This window comes from Pseudomonas sp. B12(2026), from assembly GCF_057767015.1.
The window spans coordinates 707375-722384 of the sequence record NZ_CM173430.1; the positions used below are offsets into that span (position 1 = coordinate 707375).

Here is a 15010-nt window from a genome sequence, read left to right on the forward strand (position 1 = left end):
GCTGACGGCTTCTCGCTACGGGCTCTGGACAGGTTCTGAGCATGGGTGAGTTCGAACTGATCCGCCGTTACTTCGCCTCGGCCGCCTGCGCGGCCGGCGGCGAGGCCGTGGCCCTGGGGATCGGCGACGACTGCGCGCTGCTCGCGCCCCGCGCCGGCGAACAGCTGGCGGTCTCCACCGATACCCTGGTCGCCGGCGTGCATTTCCCCGCCGTCTGCGATCCCTGCCTGCTCGGCCAGCGCGCCCTGGCGGTCGCCGCCAGCGACCTGGCCGCGATGGGCGCATCCGCCATCGGCTTCACCCTTGCCCTGACCCTGCCCGAGGCCGATCCGGCCTGGCTGGAGGGCTTCGCCCGCGGCCTGGACCTGAAGGCCCGGGAATGCGCCCTGGCGCTGATCGGCGGCGATACCACCCGTGGCCCGCTGGCGATGACCGTCACCGTGTTCGGCGGCGTGCCCGCCGGGCAGGCGCTGACCCGCGCCGGCGCGCGGCCGGGCGAGCTGCTCTGCGTCGGCGGCCCGCTGGGCGAGGCGGGCGGTGCGTTGCCGCTGGTGCTGGGCGAGCTGTATGCCGAGCCGGCCATCGCCGAGCCGCTGCTGGCGCGCTACTGGTCGCCGCAGCCGCAGCTGGCCTTCGGCCAGGCGCTGCGCGGCAAGGCCAGCGCGGCGCTGGATGTATCCGACGGGCTGCTCGCCGACTGCGGCCACATCGCCCGCGCCTCCGGCGTGGCGCTGGTCATCGAGGCCGGGCGCCTGCCGCCGAGCGCGCCGCTGGAGGCGCTGCTGGGCGCCGAGCGCGCACTGCAACTGAAACTCGGCGCGGGCGATGACTACGTGCTGGCCTTCACCCTGCCGCCCGAGCACCTGCCCGCGCTTGCCGCGGACTGGCCGCAGCTGTGCGTGGTCGGCCGGGTGGAAGCCGGCTCCGGCGTCCGCGTGCTGGACGCTCAGGGCAACGACATCACGCCGCGCCAGGGCGGCTACCTGCATTTCATGGAGTGACCGTGACAGAACACCCCGACCAGGCTCCCGCGCAACCCGTGCCCCATTCGGTGTGGCACAACCCCTGGCATTTCCTGGCCTTCGGCTTCGGCTCCGGCACCTTGCCCAAGGCGCCCGGCACCTGGGGCTCGCTGGTTGCGCTGCCGTTCATCCCGCTGTGGCAGCTGCTGCCGGACTGGGGCTACTGGCTGATGCTGGGCGTGACCATGCTGTTCGGCTTCTGGCTGTGCGGCAAGGTCGCCGACGATCTGCGCGTGCACGATCACGAGGGGATCGTCTGGGACGAGATGGTCGGCATGTGGATCACCCTCTGGCTGGTGCCGGAGGGCTGGTGGTGGCTGCTGGTCGGCTTCGTGGTGTTCCGCATCGTCGATATCTTCAAGCCCTGGCCGATCAGCTGGATCGACCGCAATGTCCACGGCGGCGTCGGCATCATGCTCGATGACGTGCTGGCCGGGGTGTTCGCCTGGGTGGTGATGCAGGGGCTGACCTGGGGCTGGGCGCGCTGGCTGATCTGAGGGCCGGCTCGATGCCCTCCCGCGCCTGCCCGCACCGCGCCCGCCTGGCGGGCCGGCTTTCGGCGGTGACTGCGCTACGCTTGCCGTCACCTGTTCCCGCCTTGCCTGCGTTGCGCTCGGCGAAACCCTGAACAGGCTTCGAGGAAGATCGATGCGCCGATTGCTGGGCCTGCTCTGTGTACTGTGGTGGTTGCCGGCGTGGGCTGATGACGCCCCGCCGAGCGAGATACGCGTCGTCAGCGAGGTCTGGGTCAACTACAGCCAGGCCGACGGCCGCGGCCTGGCCTGGGACCTGCTGCGCGCCCTGTACGAGCCGGAGGGCGTGCGCCTGGTTCCGCGCAGCGAGCCCTATGTCCGCTCGGTCGGCCTGGTGCGGCGCGGCGAGGCGGATGCCTGGATCGGCTCCTATCGCGGCGAGATCGACAACATGATCTACCCGCGCTGGCCCTACGACGTCGATCCCATCGCCGCGCTGGGGCGCAGGGATTCCCCGGCGCCGACGCTGGCCGAGCTGGGCCGCTACCGCCTGGCCTGGATGCGCGGCTACGCCTTCGACCGCTACCTGGACCACCTGCGCCAGCGCAACGAACTGCAGCGCCGCAGCTCGGCCTTGCCGATGCTCGACGGCCGCCGCATCGACTATTTCATCGACGCCCGCCCCGAACTCGAGGAAATGCTCCAGGGCGAGGGCGTCGATGCCAGCGTCTACCGGATCACCGATGTCGCCTCGATTCCGCTGTATCTTGGCTTCGCCAACAACGAGCGGGGCCGCGCGCTGGCGAAACTGTTCGATGCGCGCATGCAGGCGCTCCACCACAATGGCGAGCTGGAGCGCCTGTTCGCCCGCTGGCATTGGCCCTATGCCCCGCTGAAGCCGCTGCTGCCCCCCAAGGAGTGACCCTGATGCCGCGTCTGTTCCTGCTGTTCTGCCTGACCTTCTGCTCCGCGCTGGCGCTGGCGGCGCCCCAGGTGCGCGTGGTGGGGCTGTTCCCCGGGGCGGCGGTGCTCAACATCGACGGCCAGCGCAAGCTGCTCAAGGTCGGCCAGAGCGGCCCGGAGGGAATCCAGCTGGTCAGCGCCGACGCCCACAAGGCGGTGCTGCGCGTCGACGGCGTGGAGCAGACCTACGCGCTGGAGCGCGAATACCACGACGGCGGCTATTCGGCCCCGGCGGCGCGCACCGAGATGAGCATCGCCCGCGGCAACGGCGGCCACTACTGGGTCTCCGGGAGCATCAATAACCAGAGCGCGCAGTTCCTGGTGGACACCGGCGCCACCTCGGTGGCGATGAACGAGGGCCAGGCGCGCCGCCTGGGCATCGACTACCGCGCCGTCGGCACGCCGATGATGGCGTCCACCGCCAGCGGCACGGCCAAGGGCTGGCGGGTGTCGCTCAACAGCGTGAAGCTGGGCGGCGTCGAGGTGCTGGGCGTGGAGGCGGTGGTGCTGGAAGGCGAATTCCCCACCGACATCCTGCTCGGCATGAGCTACCTCAACCGCGTGGGCTGGCGCGAGGACCAGGGCATGATGTACATCCAGGCCAAGCACTGAGCGCCTGTTTCTGACGCCGCATGAGCAAGTGCAGGCAGACATTGGACAGGCTCTGAGGCCGGGTGGCGCTGCCCTTCCATCGATGGCGTCGATGCTTATCCTGCAGAATTCGCAATGACGGTGCGGCCGGCGCTGCTGCTACAATGCCGGTCCTCCTTCCCTAGACAAATCTTTCAGGAGTTTCCGGTGTCCGTCGTTTTCGTCGCCGCCTCCAAGTTGCCCACTCCCTTCGGCGAATTCACCATGCATGGCTTCCTCGACGAGGAAACCGGCAAGGAACACGTCGCCCTGACCATGGGCCAGCTCGACGACGGCCAGCCGGTGCTGGGGCGTCTGCATTCCGAGTGCCTGACCGGCGATGCGCTGTTCAGCCTGCGCTGCGACTGCGGCTTCCAGCTCGAAGGCGCACTCGCTGCGATCGCCGAGGAAGGGCGCGGCGTGCTGCTCTATCTGCGCCAGGAAGGCCGTGGCATCGGCCTGCTCAACAAGATCCGCGCCTACGCCCTGCAGGACGAGGGTGCCGACACCGTGGAAGCCAACCTGGCCCTGGGTTTTGGCGCCGACCAGCGCGACTACGCCATGTGCCTGCCGATGCTGCAGCACCTGGGCATCTGCTCGCTCAAGCTGATGACCAACAACCCGCGCAAGGTGAAGGCACTGGAGGGCTACGGCCTGGCCGTCACCGAGCGGGTGCCGCTGCAGAAGGGCCTGAACCCGCACAACAAGCGCTACCTGGCGACCAAGGCCGGCAAGCTCGGCCACATGCTGGGCAACATGCACCAGGGCGAGGCCGAGGCCGAGGTCGGCGCGTCGTGAACCGCGCCGCCACCCGGCGCCGGATGAACCTGAGCGGCTGGCTGCTGCTGGCGCTCGCGCTGGCGCCGCAGCAATTGCTGATGGCGCTGGTGGCCGGGACGGGCTGGTCCGGACAGCTGGCGATGCCGGCCTTCATTGCCGGCCTGCTGTCGATGTTCCTCACCCTGCCGCTGTTCCGCGGCTACAAGCGCGCGCTGATCGCCACCGAAGCTGCCCGCGACAGCGACGGCGAACCCGCCGCCTGGCAGGCGCTCGGCGCCGCGCAGCGGCGTGGCATGCTGGTCGGCAGCCTGCCGGCCTGGATCGGCGCCCTGGCGGTGCTGGTCGACCTGAGCGGCGTGGCCGTCCTGCTGCTGGGGCTGGCCAGCCTGGTCATCCTCTGGCTCTACCGCATTCCCCGCCAGCTCGTCTGAATGCGTCGGCTCCTCTGCCTGTTCGCCCTGCTGCTGGCGTTGCCGCTGGCGGCGGCGGAGCGGGTGGTCAGCCTGGCGCCTTCCCTTACCGACATGGTGCTCGAACTCGGCGCGGCCGACCGGCTGGTCGGCGTGCTCGACGGCGGGCCGCGTCCGCCGGAACTGGCTGCCCTGGCCTCGGTGGGGCGCTACGGACAGGTGAACCTGGAGCAGGTGCTCAACCTGCGCCCCGACCTGCTGCTGGTCTGGCCCGGCGCGGTGCCGGAAGCGCAACTGGCCCGGCTGAAATCCTTCGGCATTCCCATCTACCTCGCCGATCCCCACCACCTGGAGGATGTCGCGCGGCAACTGCGCGAGCTGGGTGAGCGGCTGGACCGCCGGGAGCAGGGCCAGGCCCTGGCGCGGACCTTCGATGAGCGCCTGCGGGCGCTGCGCAGCCAGTACCACCGCGAACGGCCGCTGAAGGTGTTCTACCAGGTCTGGGACCGGCCGCTCTACACGCTGGGCGGCCGGCAGATCATCAGTGACGCGCTGGACGTCTGCGGCGGCCGCAACCTGTTCGCCGACCTCGGCCTGCCGGCGCCGCAGGTCAGCCAGGAGGCCGTGCTGGCCCGTGATCCGGAGGTGATCCTGGGCGGCAGCCATGCCCAGTTGCAGCCCTGGACGCAGATGCCGCAGCTGACCGCCACGCGCCTGGGCCAGCTCTGGCCGATCCCCGACAAGAACCTGGAGCGGCCGAGTTACGCGATGCTCGATGCCACCGAGAAACTCTGCCGGTTGCTGGCGGGGGCCAAGGCCGGGGACTGAGCCGGACGGGGTTCGCGAGCAAGCTCCTACGAAGAGCGGCCACTGGGCACACCCTTGTAGGAGCGAGCTTGCTCGCGAACAGGGCTGACCGGGGAGCCCGGGTCAGAACCCCTCCAGCACGATCTTGCCCTTGGCCGTGTTGCTCTCCAGCAGGGCATGGGCGCGGCGTAGGTTGGCCGCGTCGATGCGGCCGAAGTGCTCGCCCAGGGTGGTCTTCAGCACGCCCCGGTCGATCAGCCCGGCGACGCGCTGCAGTAGCCGGTGCTGCTCGATCATGTCGGCGGTCTGGAACATCGAGCGGGTGTACATGAACTCCCAGTGCAGCGACAGGCTCTTCTGCTTGAGCAGGCGCACGTCGAGGCTTTCCGGGTCGTCGATCAGCGCCAGGCGGCCCTGCGGGCGCAGGCAGGCGACGATCTCGGCCAGGTGCGCGTCGGTCTGGTTCAGGCTGGCGACATGGCTGACCTCGCCGACGCCGATGCGCCTGAGCTCCTCGCTCAGCGGCTTGCGGTGGTCGATCACGTGGTGTGCGCCGAGGTTGCGCACCCACTCCTGGGTTTCCGGGCGCGAGGCGGTGCCGATCACCGTCATGCCGGTGAGCTGGCGCGCCAGCTGGGTGAGGATCGAACCGACGCCGCCGGCGGCGCCGACGATCAGCAGGCTCTGCCCGACGCTGGCGCTGCCCTCGGCCACCTGCAGGCGGTCGAACAGCAGTTCCCAGGCGGTGATGGTGGTCAGCGGCAGCGCGGCGGCATTGGCGAAGTCGAGACTCTGCGGCATGTGCCCGACGATGCGCTCGTCCACCAGCTGCAGCTCGGCGTTGCTGCCGGGGCGGGTCAGGTCGCCGGCGTACCAGACCTTGTCGCCCGGCCTGAACAGGCTGACTTCGCTGCCCACCGCGCGGACCACGCCGCTGGCGTCCCAGCCGAGCACCTTGTACTGGCCCGCGTCGGGCTGGGCGCGCTGGCGCACCTTGGTGTCCACCGGGTTGACCGAGACGGCGCGCACCTCCACCAGCAGGTCGCGCGGGCCGGGCGTCGGCTCCGGCAGCTGGATGTCGAGCAGGGCGTTGGCGTCGCTGCTGGGCAGGCTCTGGGTGTAGCCGATCGCTTTCATGGCGGAATCCTTCTTAGTCGATGCGGTTCATCAGGCGGATGTCGAGTTCCGCCAGGTCGGCTTCGGCGGCCTTCACGAACGCCTGGAAGTGCGGGCTGGCCTCGTGTTCGGCGAGGGCTTCCTCGTCGCGCCACTGCTCGATCATGTAGATCAGGTCGGCGTCCTTGAGGTCGCGGTGCAGGTCGTACTGCAGGCAGCCGGCCTCGGCGCGGGACGGCGCGCTCAGGTCGTGCAGGCGCTGCTGCAGGCTGTCGGCGCGGCCGGGCTTGGCGCGGATGATGGCGATCAGGGTCAGGCTCATCGGGAAAACTCGCGGTGGGGAAAGGTGAAGGGATGCTGCTCTCTTTCTCCGGGGAGAAAAACCGCGTAAGTAGAGAGTCTCTTTCAACGGAATTTTGAAAATGCTGCGTTTCGACGACCTGCAGATCTTCGTCCGTACCGCCGAGCGCGGCAGCCTTTCCGCCGCGGCACGCGAGCTGGAGCTGTCGCCGGCGGTGGCCAGCGCGGCGCTTAAGCGCCTGGAAAGCGAGCTCGACGTGCGCCTGTTCGCCCGCTCCACCCGCAGCCTGCGCCTGACCGCCGAGGGCGAGCTGTACCTGGCCCACGCCCGCGCCGCGCTGCAGAGCCTGGACGACGGCCGCCAGCTGCTGGCCGGCGGCAAGAGCGAGATCGCCGGCAACTTCCAGGTCTCGGCGCCCTCGGATTTCGGCCGCAACGTGCTGCTGCCCTGGCTCGACGAGTTCCAGGCGCTGCACCCGCGGATGAACCTGCGCCTGCTGATCAGCGACCGCCTGGCCGACCTCTACCGCCAGCCGGTGGACGTCGCCTTCCGCCTTGGCCAGCCGGGCGATTCGAACCTGGTGGCGCTGCCGCTGGCCCCGGACAACCGCCGGGTGCTCTGCGGCGCGCCGGAATACTTCGCCCGCCACGGCCGGCCGACGCATCCGGACGAGCTGCACCGGCACAACTGCCTGCTCTACATGCTCGGCGGCCGCGCCCACGAGCGCTGGCGCTTCAGCGACAGCCGCAAGCAGCACGAGGTGACGGTGCGCGGCGACCGCCTCTGCGACGATGCCGACGTGGTGCGGCGCTGGGCCGTGGCGGGGCAGGGGCTGGTCTACAAGTCCTGGCTGGACGTGGTGGCCGACGTGCGCGCCGGCCGGCTGGAAGTGGCGCTGGCGGACTACCTGGGCGAGGCCACGCCGATGAACCTGTTCTGCACCCACCGCGCCCAGCTCAGCCGGGCCGTGACCCAGCTGCGCGAGTTCGTCCAGCTGCGCTGCGCCGAGCTGATGCGCGACCGCCCCTGGGCCTGAGCCCTACAGGGGCTGGTAGCGCTGGATGGCGCCGCCCAGGCCCCAGATGCTGGCGACGGCCAGCAGCGCCAGGACGGCCGGCAGCAGCCGCCACCAGATGCGCGGCGTCAGGGCGCCCAGCGCCGCCCGGCGCTCGCTCAGCCACAGCACGGCGGCGCACACCGAGGCGCCAAGCAGGGCGCCGGCGATGATGTCGCTGGGCCAGTGCGCGCCCAGGTAGACCCGCGAGACGGCGATGCCGGCCGCCGGGATGACCGCCAGCAGCATCCAGATCAGGCGCACGCGCGGGAATTTCTCGCGGCTGGCCAGCACGCCGAGCACCAGGAAGAAGGCGAAGGACGCCGAGGCATGGCCGCTGGGCATGCTGAAGGCGGACAGCGGGTCGGCGATCACCTCCGGCCGGGCGCGGCCGAAGAAGTGCTTCAGCGTGCCGTTCAGCAGCGCCGTGCCGAGCATGGTGCCGGCGGCGAAGGCGGCGTGGCGCCACAGGCGCAGCGCGGCGAGGAGCAGGGCGAGGAGGGCGCCGGCGATGAACTGGGTGCGGAAGTCGCCGACCCGGGTGACGGCCACCATCGCCTCGTTCAGCCAGCCCTGGCGGTGTTCCTGCACCAGCGCCATCAGGCCGTGGTCGAGGGCGTCCAGGTGCGGCCAGCCGATCAGCAGGGCGCCCAGCAGGACGAAGCAGCCGAGGGCGCCGATCAGCGGCGCGTTGCGTGCCCTGCGCAGCTCGGCATGGATGATCAGCGCGAACACGGCCGCCAGGCACGCGGCGACCACCCCGGCCTCGGGCCAGAAGCCTTCCGGCAGGGGCAGGCGCATGGCCGCGCCGGTCGCCCAGCCGGGCACCAGGTAGGCGATCGACCAGCCGGCGGCGGCGAGGATCGAGACGGCGAGGAAGCGCCCGAAGGGCATGTCGAGCATCCCGGCGATCATCGGCAGGAACGGTCGCAGCGCGCCGATGTAGCGCCCGACCAGCAGGCTGGCGACGCCGTAGCGGGCGAAGAAGCCTTCGGCGCCGGCCAGCCATTCCGGCCGGTGGCGCAGCACCGGCAGGCGGCGGATGTCCTGGTGGAAGTGGCGGCCGATCCAGTAGGACGACAGATCGCCGAGCAGGCCGCCGAAGAACGCCAGCGCCAGGGTCTCGCCCAGGCCAAGGATGCCGCTGCCGGCCAGCACGGCGATGGCGAAGAGCATCACCACGCCGGGCAGGAGGATGCCGACGATGGCGGCGCATTCGAGGAAGGCGGTCAGGAACAGGACCCCGGCGAGCCACTGCGGGTGAGTGGTCATCCAGGTGTTGAAGGCGGCGAGGTCGATCATCGCAGGGGGGCGTCCTGGGTTTCCAGCAGGTGGTAGTCGCGTCCTTCGACCTGCCCGCGGCGCAGCGGGTTGCGTGTGCAGAAGGGCGCGAAGGCGGCGTCGACGAAGCGGTATTGCAGGTGTTCGTCGCGCCCGTGGGGAATGCCCAGGCGCGCAGCCTGGATGACCTGCGCGGGGCGCTCGCCGAGGTCGTCGACGAACAGCCGCTGCGGGTCGAAGCGGCGCGCGTCCCAGTCCGGCACCTTCAGGCCCATGGCGCGGCAGAGCAGGGTCTGCCCGGCGCAGAGCTTGCCGATCGGGCGCTCGCTGCCGTCGGCGGCCGGGTTGAACTGGCGCATGCGGGCCAGCGCGGCATCGCCGGAGATGCGGTCCAGCCAGGGGTGCCCGGACTTGATCAGCACCGCGTTGCCGGCGCCGCCGGCGCTGAAGTTCAGCGAGTCGCCGCCGCGCGCGTAGTACATGTAGATGTGCCCGCCGTCGAGGAACAGCGCCTTGCGCTTCTCGGTGTAGCCGAGGGAGGCGTGGCTGCCTTTCTCGGCCAGGTAATAGGCTTCGGTCTCGATGATCCGCGTCGACAGCCAGAGGTCGCCGACCCGGTGGCGGATCACCTTGCCCAGCAGTTCGCGGGCGACGGTGAGCGCATCGCGGTTGAAGAAGGTGTCCGGCAGGGGATTGGCGCCGGGCCAGGGCAAACTTAGGTTGGGTTCGGCGGGCATCGGATTGTCGAGGTTCTCGGGCCGGTCTTAGGCTGGCGAATCATAACAACAAGCATCTTAGCCATGTCTGAACGCGTCCGGGCCGACAGCGCCCACATCACCCCCAGCGCGCACTACACCGGTTACGTCTGGTATCGCCACCGCCTGGCCGAGCCGGCCTTCGCCACCGCGTTCGGCCGATGGGTGCACGGTTGCGTGGCGCCGATCAACTGGGGCGCGCGCATCGGCTTCGGGCTGGATATCGAGGATTTCCTGCTGCAGCGGCACCTGCTGATCGATGCCCGGCTGACCCGGGCCATCGAGCAGCGCGGGGTCGCCCAGGTGGTGGAGATCGCCTGCGGGCTGTCGCCGCGCGGCCGACGCTTCCGCCTGCGTCATCCACAGCTCACCTACCTCGAGGCCGACCTGCCGCCCATGGCCGCGCGCAAGTCGGCGCTGCTGCAGGAGCAGGGCTGGCTGGACGGCAAGCACCGCGTACGGCCTGTGGATATCCTCGCCGAGCAGGGCGAACAGAGCCTCGCCGCCCTGCTGGCCGAGCTCGACCCGGGGCGGCCGGTGGTGGTGATCACCGAGGGCCTGGTGAACTACTTCCAGCGCCCGGTGATCGAGGACTTCTGGCGGCGGCTGGTGGAGGCGCTGCGGGTGTTTCCCGAGGCGACCTACCTGACCGAGCTCTATCCCGACCTGCGCGAGCATCCGCGCTACCGGCAGATCCGCTGGGGCGTGGGGCTGATCGGGCGGCTGACGCGCGGTGGTTATCCGCTGCATTACCGCAACGCCGGGGAGATCGACGCGGCGTTCCGCGGCTGCGGATTCACCCGGGTGGCGGTGCTCGATCCGCAGGTGGAGGGGCAGGGACTGGGCGTGCCGCAGGGGCGGATGCCGAGCCTGGTGCGGGTGATCGAGGCGCGGGTGTAGGTCCTGGGCCGGAGGATTCGCGAGCAGGCTCGCGCCTACAGGCCGCGCCGGAGCCGCTCTTCGTAGGAGCGAGCTTGCTCGCGAACAGATGCACATCACCTCAGTGCGCGACGCCGGTGCCTTCCTCTCACTCCAGCCCTCTCCCGGCGAGAGGGCTGGGGTGAGACCCGAGCATACGAAGTATCCCGAAATCAGCATGCCGAAATGATCAAGCCGCACACGCCCCCTGCTGCATCGGCACGATCATCGCCGCCAATGCCGCGCTGGCCTGCGGATCGCCGTGGGCGAAGATGAAGGCCAGGCCGTCCGCGGTGCGCCGCAACGGCAGGATATCCAGCTCCGGCAGCCCGGCGCTGGACAGCCGCCAGCCCCGCTGCGGACGCTCGGCGGGCAGGTCGACGCGCAGCAGTCCGCCGAAATAGCCCAGTTCCGCCACCTCGCAGCGCCACTCGCCGCCGCCGTTGCGCAGCACGCCGCGCGGGTCGGCCGGCGCCAGGCGCGGCTCGAAGCGGCGCTCCAGGTGCGGCAGCTGCTGGCGCTGGAAGCGCGTGCTGCCGGCGGCGCTGCGCGGCAGCGCCTCGCCGAGCAGGAAGGGGTTGTACAGCCGGGCGCAGGCGTCGCGGCGCTCGAACTGGGCCAGGTGGTCGGCATCGTGGATCAGGGCGAATTGCGCGTCGGCACAGGCGTAGGCGAACTCGGCGTGTTCCCACGGCTGGGTGAAGTGGTCGTATTCGCCGGCCAGCACCAGGGTCGGGCAGCGCGGGTGGCGCTCGAAGCCGTCGAAGGCCAGCAGGCGCTGGCTGTTCTGCCGGTAGCGCTCGATTTCAGGCGGGGTCAGGCGCTGCAACTGGCGCAGCAGGGCCTTGCGGAACACCGGGGAGACGCCGGTATCGGCCAGCCGCAGCGGGTTGATCAGGCCGGTCAGCACGCCGTGGGCGAAGGGTTCCTGTTCGCCCAGTTCCAGGCGCGCCAGGGCTTCCTCCAGCAAGGCGCGGGCGCCGGGACGGCCGAAGGCGGTGATGCCGGCCAGCAGCAGGCGGCCGCAGCGCGCCGGATGACGGGCGGCGAACAGCGCCGCCAGCGCCGAACCGTAGGACAGGCCGATGGGCATCAGCGGCGGCAGGTGCAGGGTTTCGGCGAAGGCGGCGATCAGGTCGGCCAGGTCTTCCAGGCTCAGCTGCGGCGCCAGCTGCAGGTTGCCGCCCTGGCTGGGCAGGTCGAGGAGGATCACCGGATGGCCGGCGAGCAGCTCGGAGACCTCGCTGGCGAACGAGCGGAAGCTCTGGAACGCGCCGCCCAGCAGCAGCACCGGCGGGCGCGGGTCGTCCTCGCGGGAGGAAAAGGCCTGGTAGTGCAGTTGCCAACCGTCCAGGTCGAGCACCGCCGGGGCGGCGCTCAGGGCCTGGGCGCTGTAATCGGTGCGATAGCGCATGGCAGTTCTCCGGCGGTGGGCCGCCTCTTGTTGTTCTTCCCTGGCGCCGTGTGATGGAGGCACGGGGGCATTTCGCCATGCTCGAAAAGTAAACAGTGGATACGATTTTGTTTACCCAACCTTCGGGCGGCGGAGCGGGGGGAGGGCTGGCCGGGTGTCACTGTTTCGCCGCGCAGGGCCCGGGCGCGCGCAGGGGCGACGTTACCCGGATCGGCGCGGAACGGCCTGTTTACCGGCCGGCTGCTGTGGCTGGCCGCTGAGGTTGCGCTCCCGCTATAATCGCGCATTTCCCTCACGCAGACGCGTTAGACCATGACCGAGTCCGTCCTCGACTATATGAGCCGCCTGGGCCGCGCCGCCCGTGAAGCGTCGCGCGTCGTCGCGCGCGCCACGACCGCGCAGAAGAACCGCGCCCTGCTGGCCGCCGCCGATGCCCTGGACGCCGCCCGCGCCCAACTGACCGAAGCCAACGAACAGGACCTGGCCAACGGCCGCGCCAATGGCCTGGAGCCAGCCATGCTGGACCGCCTGGCCCTGACCCCGGCGCGCATCGACGACATGATCGAGGGCCTGCGCCAGGTCGCATCGCTGCCGGACCCGATCGGCGAGATCCGCGACATGCGCTACGTGCCGTCCGGCATCCAGATCGGCAAGATGCGCGTGCCGCTGGGCGTGGTGGGGATCATCTACGAGTCCCGGCCGAACGTGACCATCGACGCCGCCAGCCTGTGCCTGAAGTCGGGCAACGCGACCATCCTGCGCGGCGGTTCCGAGGCGATCCACTCCAACCAGGCGATCGCCGCCTGCATCCAGCAGGGCCTGGCCGCCGCCGGCCTGCCGGCCAGCGCCGTGCAGGTGGTGGAAACCACCGACCGCGCCGCCGTCGGCGCGCTGATCAGCATGCCCGAGTACGTCGACGTGATCGTCCCGCGCGGCGGCAAGAGCCTGATCGAGCGCATCAGCCGCGATGCCCGGGTGCCGGTGATCAAGCACCTGGACGGCATCTGCCACGTCTACATCGACGTCGCCGCCGACCTGGACAAGGCGATCCGCGTCGCCGACAACGCCAAGACCCAGCGCTACGCGCCGTGCAACACCATGGAGACGCTGCTGGTCCACGCCGGCATCGCCGACCGCGTGCTGCCGCCGCTGGCCGCCATCTACCGCGAGAAGGGCGTGGAACTGCGCGGCGACGCCGCCACCCGCGCGCTGCTGGGCGCCGACGTGCTGGAAGCCACCGAGGAAGACTGGCGCACCGAGTACAACGCGCCGATCCTGTCGATCCGCATCGTCGACAGCCTCGACGCCGCCATCGAGCACATCAACACCTACGGCTCGCAGCACACCGACGCGATCATCACCGAGAACTTCACCGACGCCCGCCGCTTCCTCACCGAAGTGGATTCGGCCTCGGTCATGGTGAACGCCTCGACCCGCTTCGCCGACGGCTTCGAGTACGGCCTGGGCGCGGAGATCGGCATTTCCACCGACAAGCTGCACGCCCGCGGCCCGGTCGGCCTGGAAGGCCTGACCAGCGAGAAGTACGTGGTGTTCGGCGACGGACACGTGCGCACCTGATGAAGAAGGCGCGTCCCCGGCGGATCGGCCTGTTCGGCGGCACCTTCGATCCGGTGCACATCGGCCACCTGCGCAGCGCGGTGGAGATGGTCGAACAGTTCGGGTTCGACGAGCTGCGCCTGCTGCCCAACGCCCGCCCGCCGCACCGCGAAACCCCGCAGGTGAAGCCGGAGCAGCGGCTGGCGATGGTCGAGCTGGCGGTGGCCGGCGTGGCCCCGCTGGTGGTCGACGACCGCGAGTTCAAGCGCGACAAACCTTCCTACACCATCGACACCCTGGAGTCGCTGCGTGAGGAGCTGGACAAGCAGGACCAGTTGTTCCTGCTGGTCGGCTGGGACGCTTTCTGCGGCCTGCCGACCTGGCATCGCTGGGAAGAGTTGCTGGAGCACTGTCATATCGTCGTGCTGCAGCGCCCGGATGCCGACAGCGAGCCGCCGGAAGACCTGCGCGACCTGCTGGCGGCGCGCAGTGTTGCCGACCCGAAGGCGATGACCGGCCCCGCCGGGCAGATCACCTTCGTCTGGCAGACGCCGCTGGCGGTTTCCGCCACCCAGATTCGCCAACTCCTGTCGCAGGGGCGCTCCGCGCGCTTCCTGGTGCCGGACGCGGTATTCAACTACATCGAGGCGCACGGCCTGTACCAGGCGCCCCACTGATCAACCGAGAGTCATACATGCAAACCGAACAACTGGTCGAGCTGGCCATCGCCGCTCTGGAAGACCTCAAGGCGCAGGACATCACCGTCATCGACGTGCGCGAGAAAACCAGCATCACCGACGTCATGGTCATCGCCACCGGCAGCTCCGGCCGCCAGGTCAAGTCGCTGGCCGACAACGTGCTGGAGAAGGTCAAGGAACAGGGCGTCAAGCCGATCGGCAGCGAAGGCCAGGAAGGCGGCGAATGGGTTCTGATCGACCTCGCCAACGTCGTGGTCCACGTCATGCAGCCGGCCACCCGCCAGTTCTACGACCTGGAGCGCCTGTGGCAGGGCGCCGAGCAGAGCCGCGCCCACCACAGCGCCGAGTAAGCCTGCCGTGCGTCTGCGTCTGATCGCGGTCGGCTCGCGCATGCCGCGCTGGGTGGAAGAGGGCTGGCAGGAGTACGTCAAGCGCCTGCCCGCCGAGCTGTCCCTGGAACTGGTGGAAATCCCGCTCAACACGCGCGGCAAGAATGCCGACGTGGCGCGGCTGATCCGCCAGGAAGGCGAGGCCATGCTGGCCAAGGTGCAGCCCGGCGAACGCATCGTCACCCTGGAAGTCGAAGGCAAGCCCTGGAGCACCCCCCAGCTGGCGCAGGAACTCGACCGCTGGCGCCTGGACGCGCGCACCGTCAACCTCATGGTCGGCGGGCCGGAAGGCCTGGCGCCGGAGGTCTGCGCGCGCAGCGAGCAGCGCTGGTCGCTGTCGCCGCTGACCCTGCCGCACCCGCTGGTGCGCATCCTGGTTGGCGAACAGATCTACCGCGCCTGGACCGTGCTGTCCGGGCACCCCTACCACAAGTAGTCGTAG

At 70.2% G+C, this 15010-nt stretch carries 18 protein-coding genes; 13 read left to right on the top strand and 5 right to left on the bottom strand.

Translation table 11 applies throughout. The features are described from left to right. Window positions 1-41 precede the first annotated feature (41 nt). From thiL to AC3B6A_RS03410, 7 genes are all read left to right on the top strand, one after another. Complete coding sequence (gene thiL, locus AC3B6A_RS03380) at window positions 42-1001, top strand: thiamine-phosphate kinase (protein ID WP_488400902.1); 960 nt, start codon at window positions 42-44, stop codon at window positions 999-1001. A gap of 2 nt (window positions 1002-1003) precedes the next feature. Next, the gene (locus tag AC3B6A_RS03385) at window positions 1004-1519 is read left to right on the top strand and encodes a phosphatidylglycerophosphatase A family protein (RefSeq protein ID WP_488400903.1); all 516 of its coding nucleotides are present in this window, start codon (window positions 1004-1006) and stop codon (window positions 1517-1519) included. Between the two features lie 151 nt (window positions 1520-1670). After that, on the top strand, window positions 1671-2417 hold the full coding sequence (locus tag AC3B6A_RS03390; protein WP_488400904.1) for a substrate-binding periplasmic protein: 747 nt from the start codon (window positions 1671-1673) through the stop codon (window positions 2415-2417). 5 nt (window positions 2418-2422) lie between these two features. Next, window positions 2423-3070, top strand: coding sequence for a retropepsin-like aspartic protease family protein (locus AC3B6A_RS03395; protein WP_488400905.1), 648 nt, complete (start codon window positions 2423-2425; stop codon window positions 3068-3070). 186 nt (window positions 3071-3256) lie between these two features. Beyond that, complete coding sequence (ribA, locus tag AC3B6A_RS03400; protein WP_488400906.1) at window positions 3257-3886, top strand: GTP cyclohydrolase II; 630 nt, start codon at window positions 3257-3259, stop codon at window positions 3884-3886. Continuing rightward, entirely contained in the window at window positions 3883-4299 is a 417-nt protein-coding gene (locus AC3B6A_RS03405; RefSeq protein WP_488400907.1) for an MFS transporter, read from the top strand. Before ribA ends, AC3B6A_RS03405 begins: the two co-directional genes overlap by 4 nt. Further along, window positions 4300-5106, top strand: coding sequence for a cobalamin-binding protein (locus AC3B6A_RS03410; protein WP_488400908.1), 807 nt, complete (start codon window positions 4300-4302; stop codon window positions 5104-5106). A gap of 102 nt (window positions 5107-5208) precedes the next feature. On the opposite strand, the gene AC3B6A_RS03415 is transcribed toward AC3B6A_RS03410, so the two are convergent. After that, window positions 5209-6222 carry a zinc-binding alcohol dehydrogenase family protein gene (locus AC3B6A_RS03415; RefSeq protein WP_488400909.1) on the bottom strand — a complete coding sequence of 338 codons (1014 nt, stop codon included), beginning with the start codon at window positions 6220-6222 and terminating at the stop codon, window positions 5209-5211. A 13-nt stretch (window positions 6223-6235) separates the two neighbouring features. Beyond that, a complete protein-coding gene (locus AC3B6A_RS03420; RefSeq protein WP_488400910.1) occupies window positions 6236-6523 on the bottom strand; it encodes a putative quinol monooxygenase in 288 nt (95 codons plus the stop codon). 100 nt (window positions 6524-6623) lie between these two features. Here AC3B6A_RS03420 and AC3B6A_RS03425 point away from each other — a divergent pair, with 100 nt between their 5' ends. Then, entirely contained in the window at window positions 6624-7538 is a 915-nt protein-coding gene (locus AC3B6A_RS03425; RefSeq protein ID WP_488400911.1) for a LysR family transcriptional regulator, read from the top strand. Window positions 7539-7541: 3 nt separating this feature from the next. Here the strand turns inward: AC3B6A_RS03425 and AC3B6A_RS03430 are convergent, their stop codons facing one another. Together AC3B6A_RS03430 and AC3B6A_RS03435 are read right to left on the bottom strand one after the other, a co-directional pair. Beyond that, the gene (locus tag AC3B6A_RS03430) at window positions 7542-8855 is read right to left on the bottom strand and encodes a bifunctional DedA family/phosphatase PAP2 family protein (RefSeq protein ID WP_488403495.1); all 1314 of its coding nucleotides are present in this window, start codon (window positions 8853-8855) and stop codon (window positions 7542-7544) included. Continuing rightward, window positions 8855-9574 carry a DNA-3-methyladenine glycosylase gene (locus AC3B6A_RS03435; RefSeq protein WP_488400912.1) on the bottom strand — a complete coding sequence of 240 codons (720 nt, stop codon included), beginning with the start codon at window positions 9572-9574 and terminating at the stop codon, window positions 8855-8857. Before AC3B6A_RS03435 ends, AC3B6A_RS03430 begins: the two co-directional genes overlap by 1 nt. 63 nt (window positions 9575-9637) lie before the next feature. Between AC3B6A_RS03435 and AC3B6A_RS03440 the strand changes: the two genes are divergently transcribed. After that, complete coding sequence (locus tag AC3B6A_RS03440) at window positions 9638-10492, top strand: class I SAM-dependent methyltransferase (RefSeq protein ID WP_488400913.1); 855 nt, start codon at window positions 9638-9640, stop codon at window positions 10490-10492. Window positions 10493-10700: 208 nt separating this feature from the next. Here the strand turns inward: AC3B6A_RS03440 and AC3B6A_RS03445 are convergent, their stop codons facing one another. Beyond that, complete coding sequence (locus AC3B6A_RS03445) at window positions 10701-11924, bottom strand: alpha/beta fold hydrolase (RefSeq protein ID WP_488400914.1); 1224 nt, start codon at window positions 11922-11924, stop codon at window positions 10701-10703. Between the two features lie 312 nt (window positions 11925-12236). Between AC3B6A_RS03445 and AC3B6A_RS03450 the strand changes: the two genes are divergently transcribed. Genes AC3B6A_RS03450 through rlmH form a run of 4 tightly spaced genes read left to right on the top strand, consistent with a single transcriptional unit; the run spans window position 12237 to window position 15004 of the window. Next, a complete protein-coding gene (locus AC3B6A_RS03450; protein ID WP_488400915.1) occupies window positions 12237-13502 on the top strand; it encodes a glutamate-5-semialdehyde dehydrogenase in 1266 nt (421 codons plus the stop codon). Beyond that, window positions 13502-14158 (top strand): nicotinate-nucleotide adenylyltransferase, encoded by a 657-nt coding sequence (gene nadD / locus AC3B6A_RS03455; protein ID WP_488400916.1) that lies wholly within the window; start codon window positions 13502-13504, stop codon window positions 14156-14158. The genes AC3B6A_RS03450 and nadD overlap by 1 nt, the downstream gene beginning before the upstream one ends. 17 nt (window positions 14159-14175) lie before the next feature. After that, window positions 14176-14529: a ribosome silencing factor gene (gene rsfS / locus AC3B6A_RS03460; RefSeq protein ID WP_275610048.1), complete on the top strand. Its 354-nt coding sequence runs from the start codon at window positions 14176-14178 to the stop codon at window positions 14527-14529. Window positions 14530-14536: 7 nt separating this feature from the next. Then, window positions 14537-15004 carry a 23S rRNA (pseudouridine(1915)-N(3))-methyltransferase RlmH gene (rlmH, locus tag AC3B6A_RS03465; RefSeq protein ID WP_254471314.1) on the top strand — a complete coding sequence of 156 codons (468 nt, stop codon included), beginning with the start codon at window positions 14537-14539 and terminating at the stop codon, window positions 15002-15004. Window positions 15005-15010: the final 6 nt, after the last annotated feature.

What these genes read in the sequence shown, in the direction of transcription:
- AC3B6A_RS03450 (WP_488400915.1), top strand. Translation starts at nt 12,237, where the DNA reads ATGACCGAGTCCGTCCTCGACTATATGAGCCGCCTGGGCCGCGCCGCC.
- nadD (WP_488400916.1), top strand. Translation starts at nt 13,502, where the DNA reads ATGAAGAAGGCGCGTCCCCGGCGGATCGGCCTGTTCGGCGGCACCTTC.
- AC3B6A_RS03420 (WP_488400910.1), bottom strand. Translation starts at nt 6,523, where the DNA reads ATGAGCCTGACCCTGATCGCCATCATCCGCGCCAAGCCCGGCCGCGCC.
- AC3B6A_RS03425 (WP_488400911.1), top strand. Translation starts at nt 6,624, where the DNA reads ATGCTGCGTTTCGACGACCTGCAGATCTTCGTCCGTACCGCCGAGCGC.
- AC3B6A_RS03435 (WP_488400912.1), bottom strand. Translation starts at nt 9,574, where the DNA reads ATGCCCGCCGAACCCAACCTAAGTTTGCCCTGGCCCGGCGCCAATCCC.
- AC3B6A_RS03440 (WP_488400913.1), top strand. Translation starts at nt 9,638, where the DNA reads ATGTCTGAACGCGTCCGGGCCGACAGCGCCCACATCACCCCCAGCGCG.
- AC3B6A_RS03395 (WP_488400905.1), top strand. Translation starts at nt 2,423, where the DNA reads ATGCCGCGTCTGTTCCTGCTGTTCTGCCTGACCTTCTGCTCCGCGCTG.
- AC3B6A_RS03445 (WP_488400914.1), bottom strand. Translation starts at nt 11,924, where the DNA reads ATGCGCTATCGCACCGATTACAGCGCCCAGGCCCTGAGCGCCGCCCCG.
- AC3B6A_RS03390 (WP_488400904.1), top strand. Translation starts at nt 1,671, where the DNA reads ATGCGCCGATTGCTGGGCCTGCTCTGTGTACTGTGGTGGTTGCCGGCG.
- AC3B6A_RS03415 (WP_488400909.1), bottom strand. Translation starts at nt 6,222, where the DNA reads ATGAAAGCGATCGGCTACACCCAGAGCCTGCCCAGCAGCGACGCCAAC.
- rsfS (WP_275610048.1), top strand. Translation starts at nt 14,176, where the DNA reads ATGCAAACCGAACAACTGGTCGAGCTGGCCATCGCCGCTCTGGAAGAC.
- thiL (WP_488400902.1), top strand. Translation starts at nt 42, where the DNA reads ATGGGTGAGTTCGAACTGATCCGCCGTTACTTCGCCTCGGCCGCCTGC.
- AC3B6A_RS03410 (WP_488400908.1), top strand. Translation starts at nt 4,300, where the DNA reads ATGCGTCGGCTCCTCTGCCTGTTCGCCCTGCTGCTGGCGTTGCCGCTG.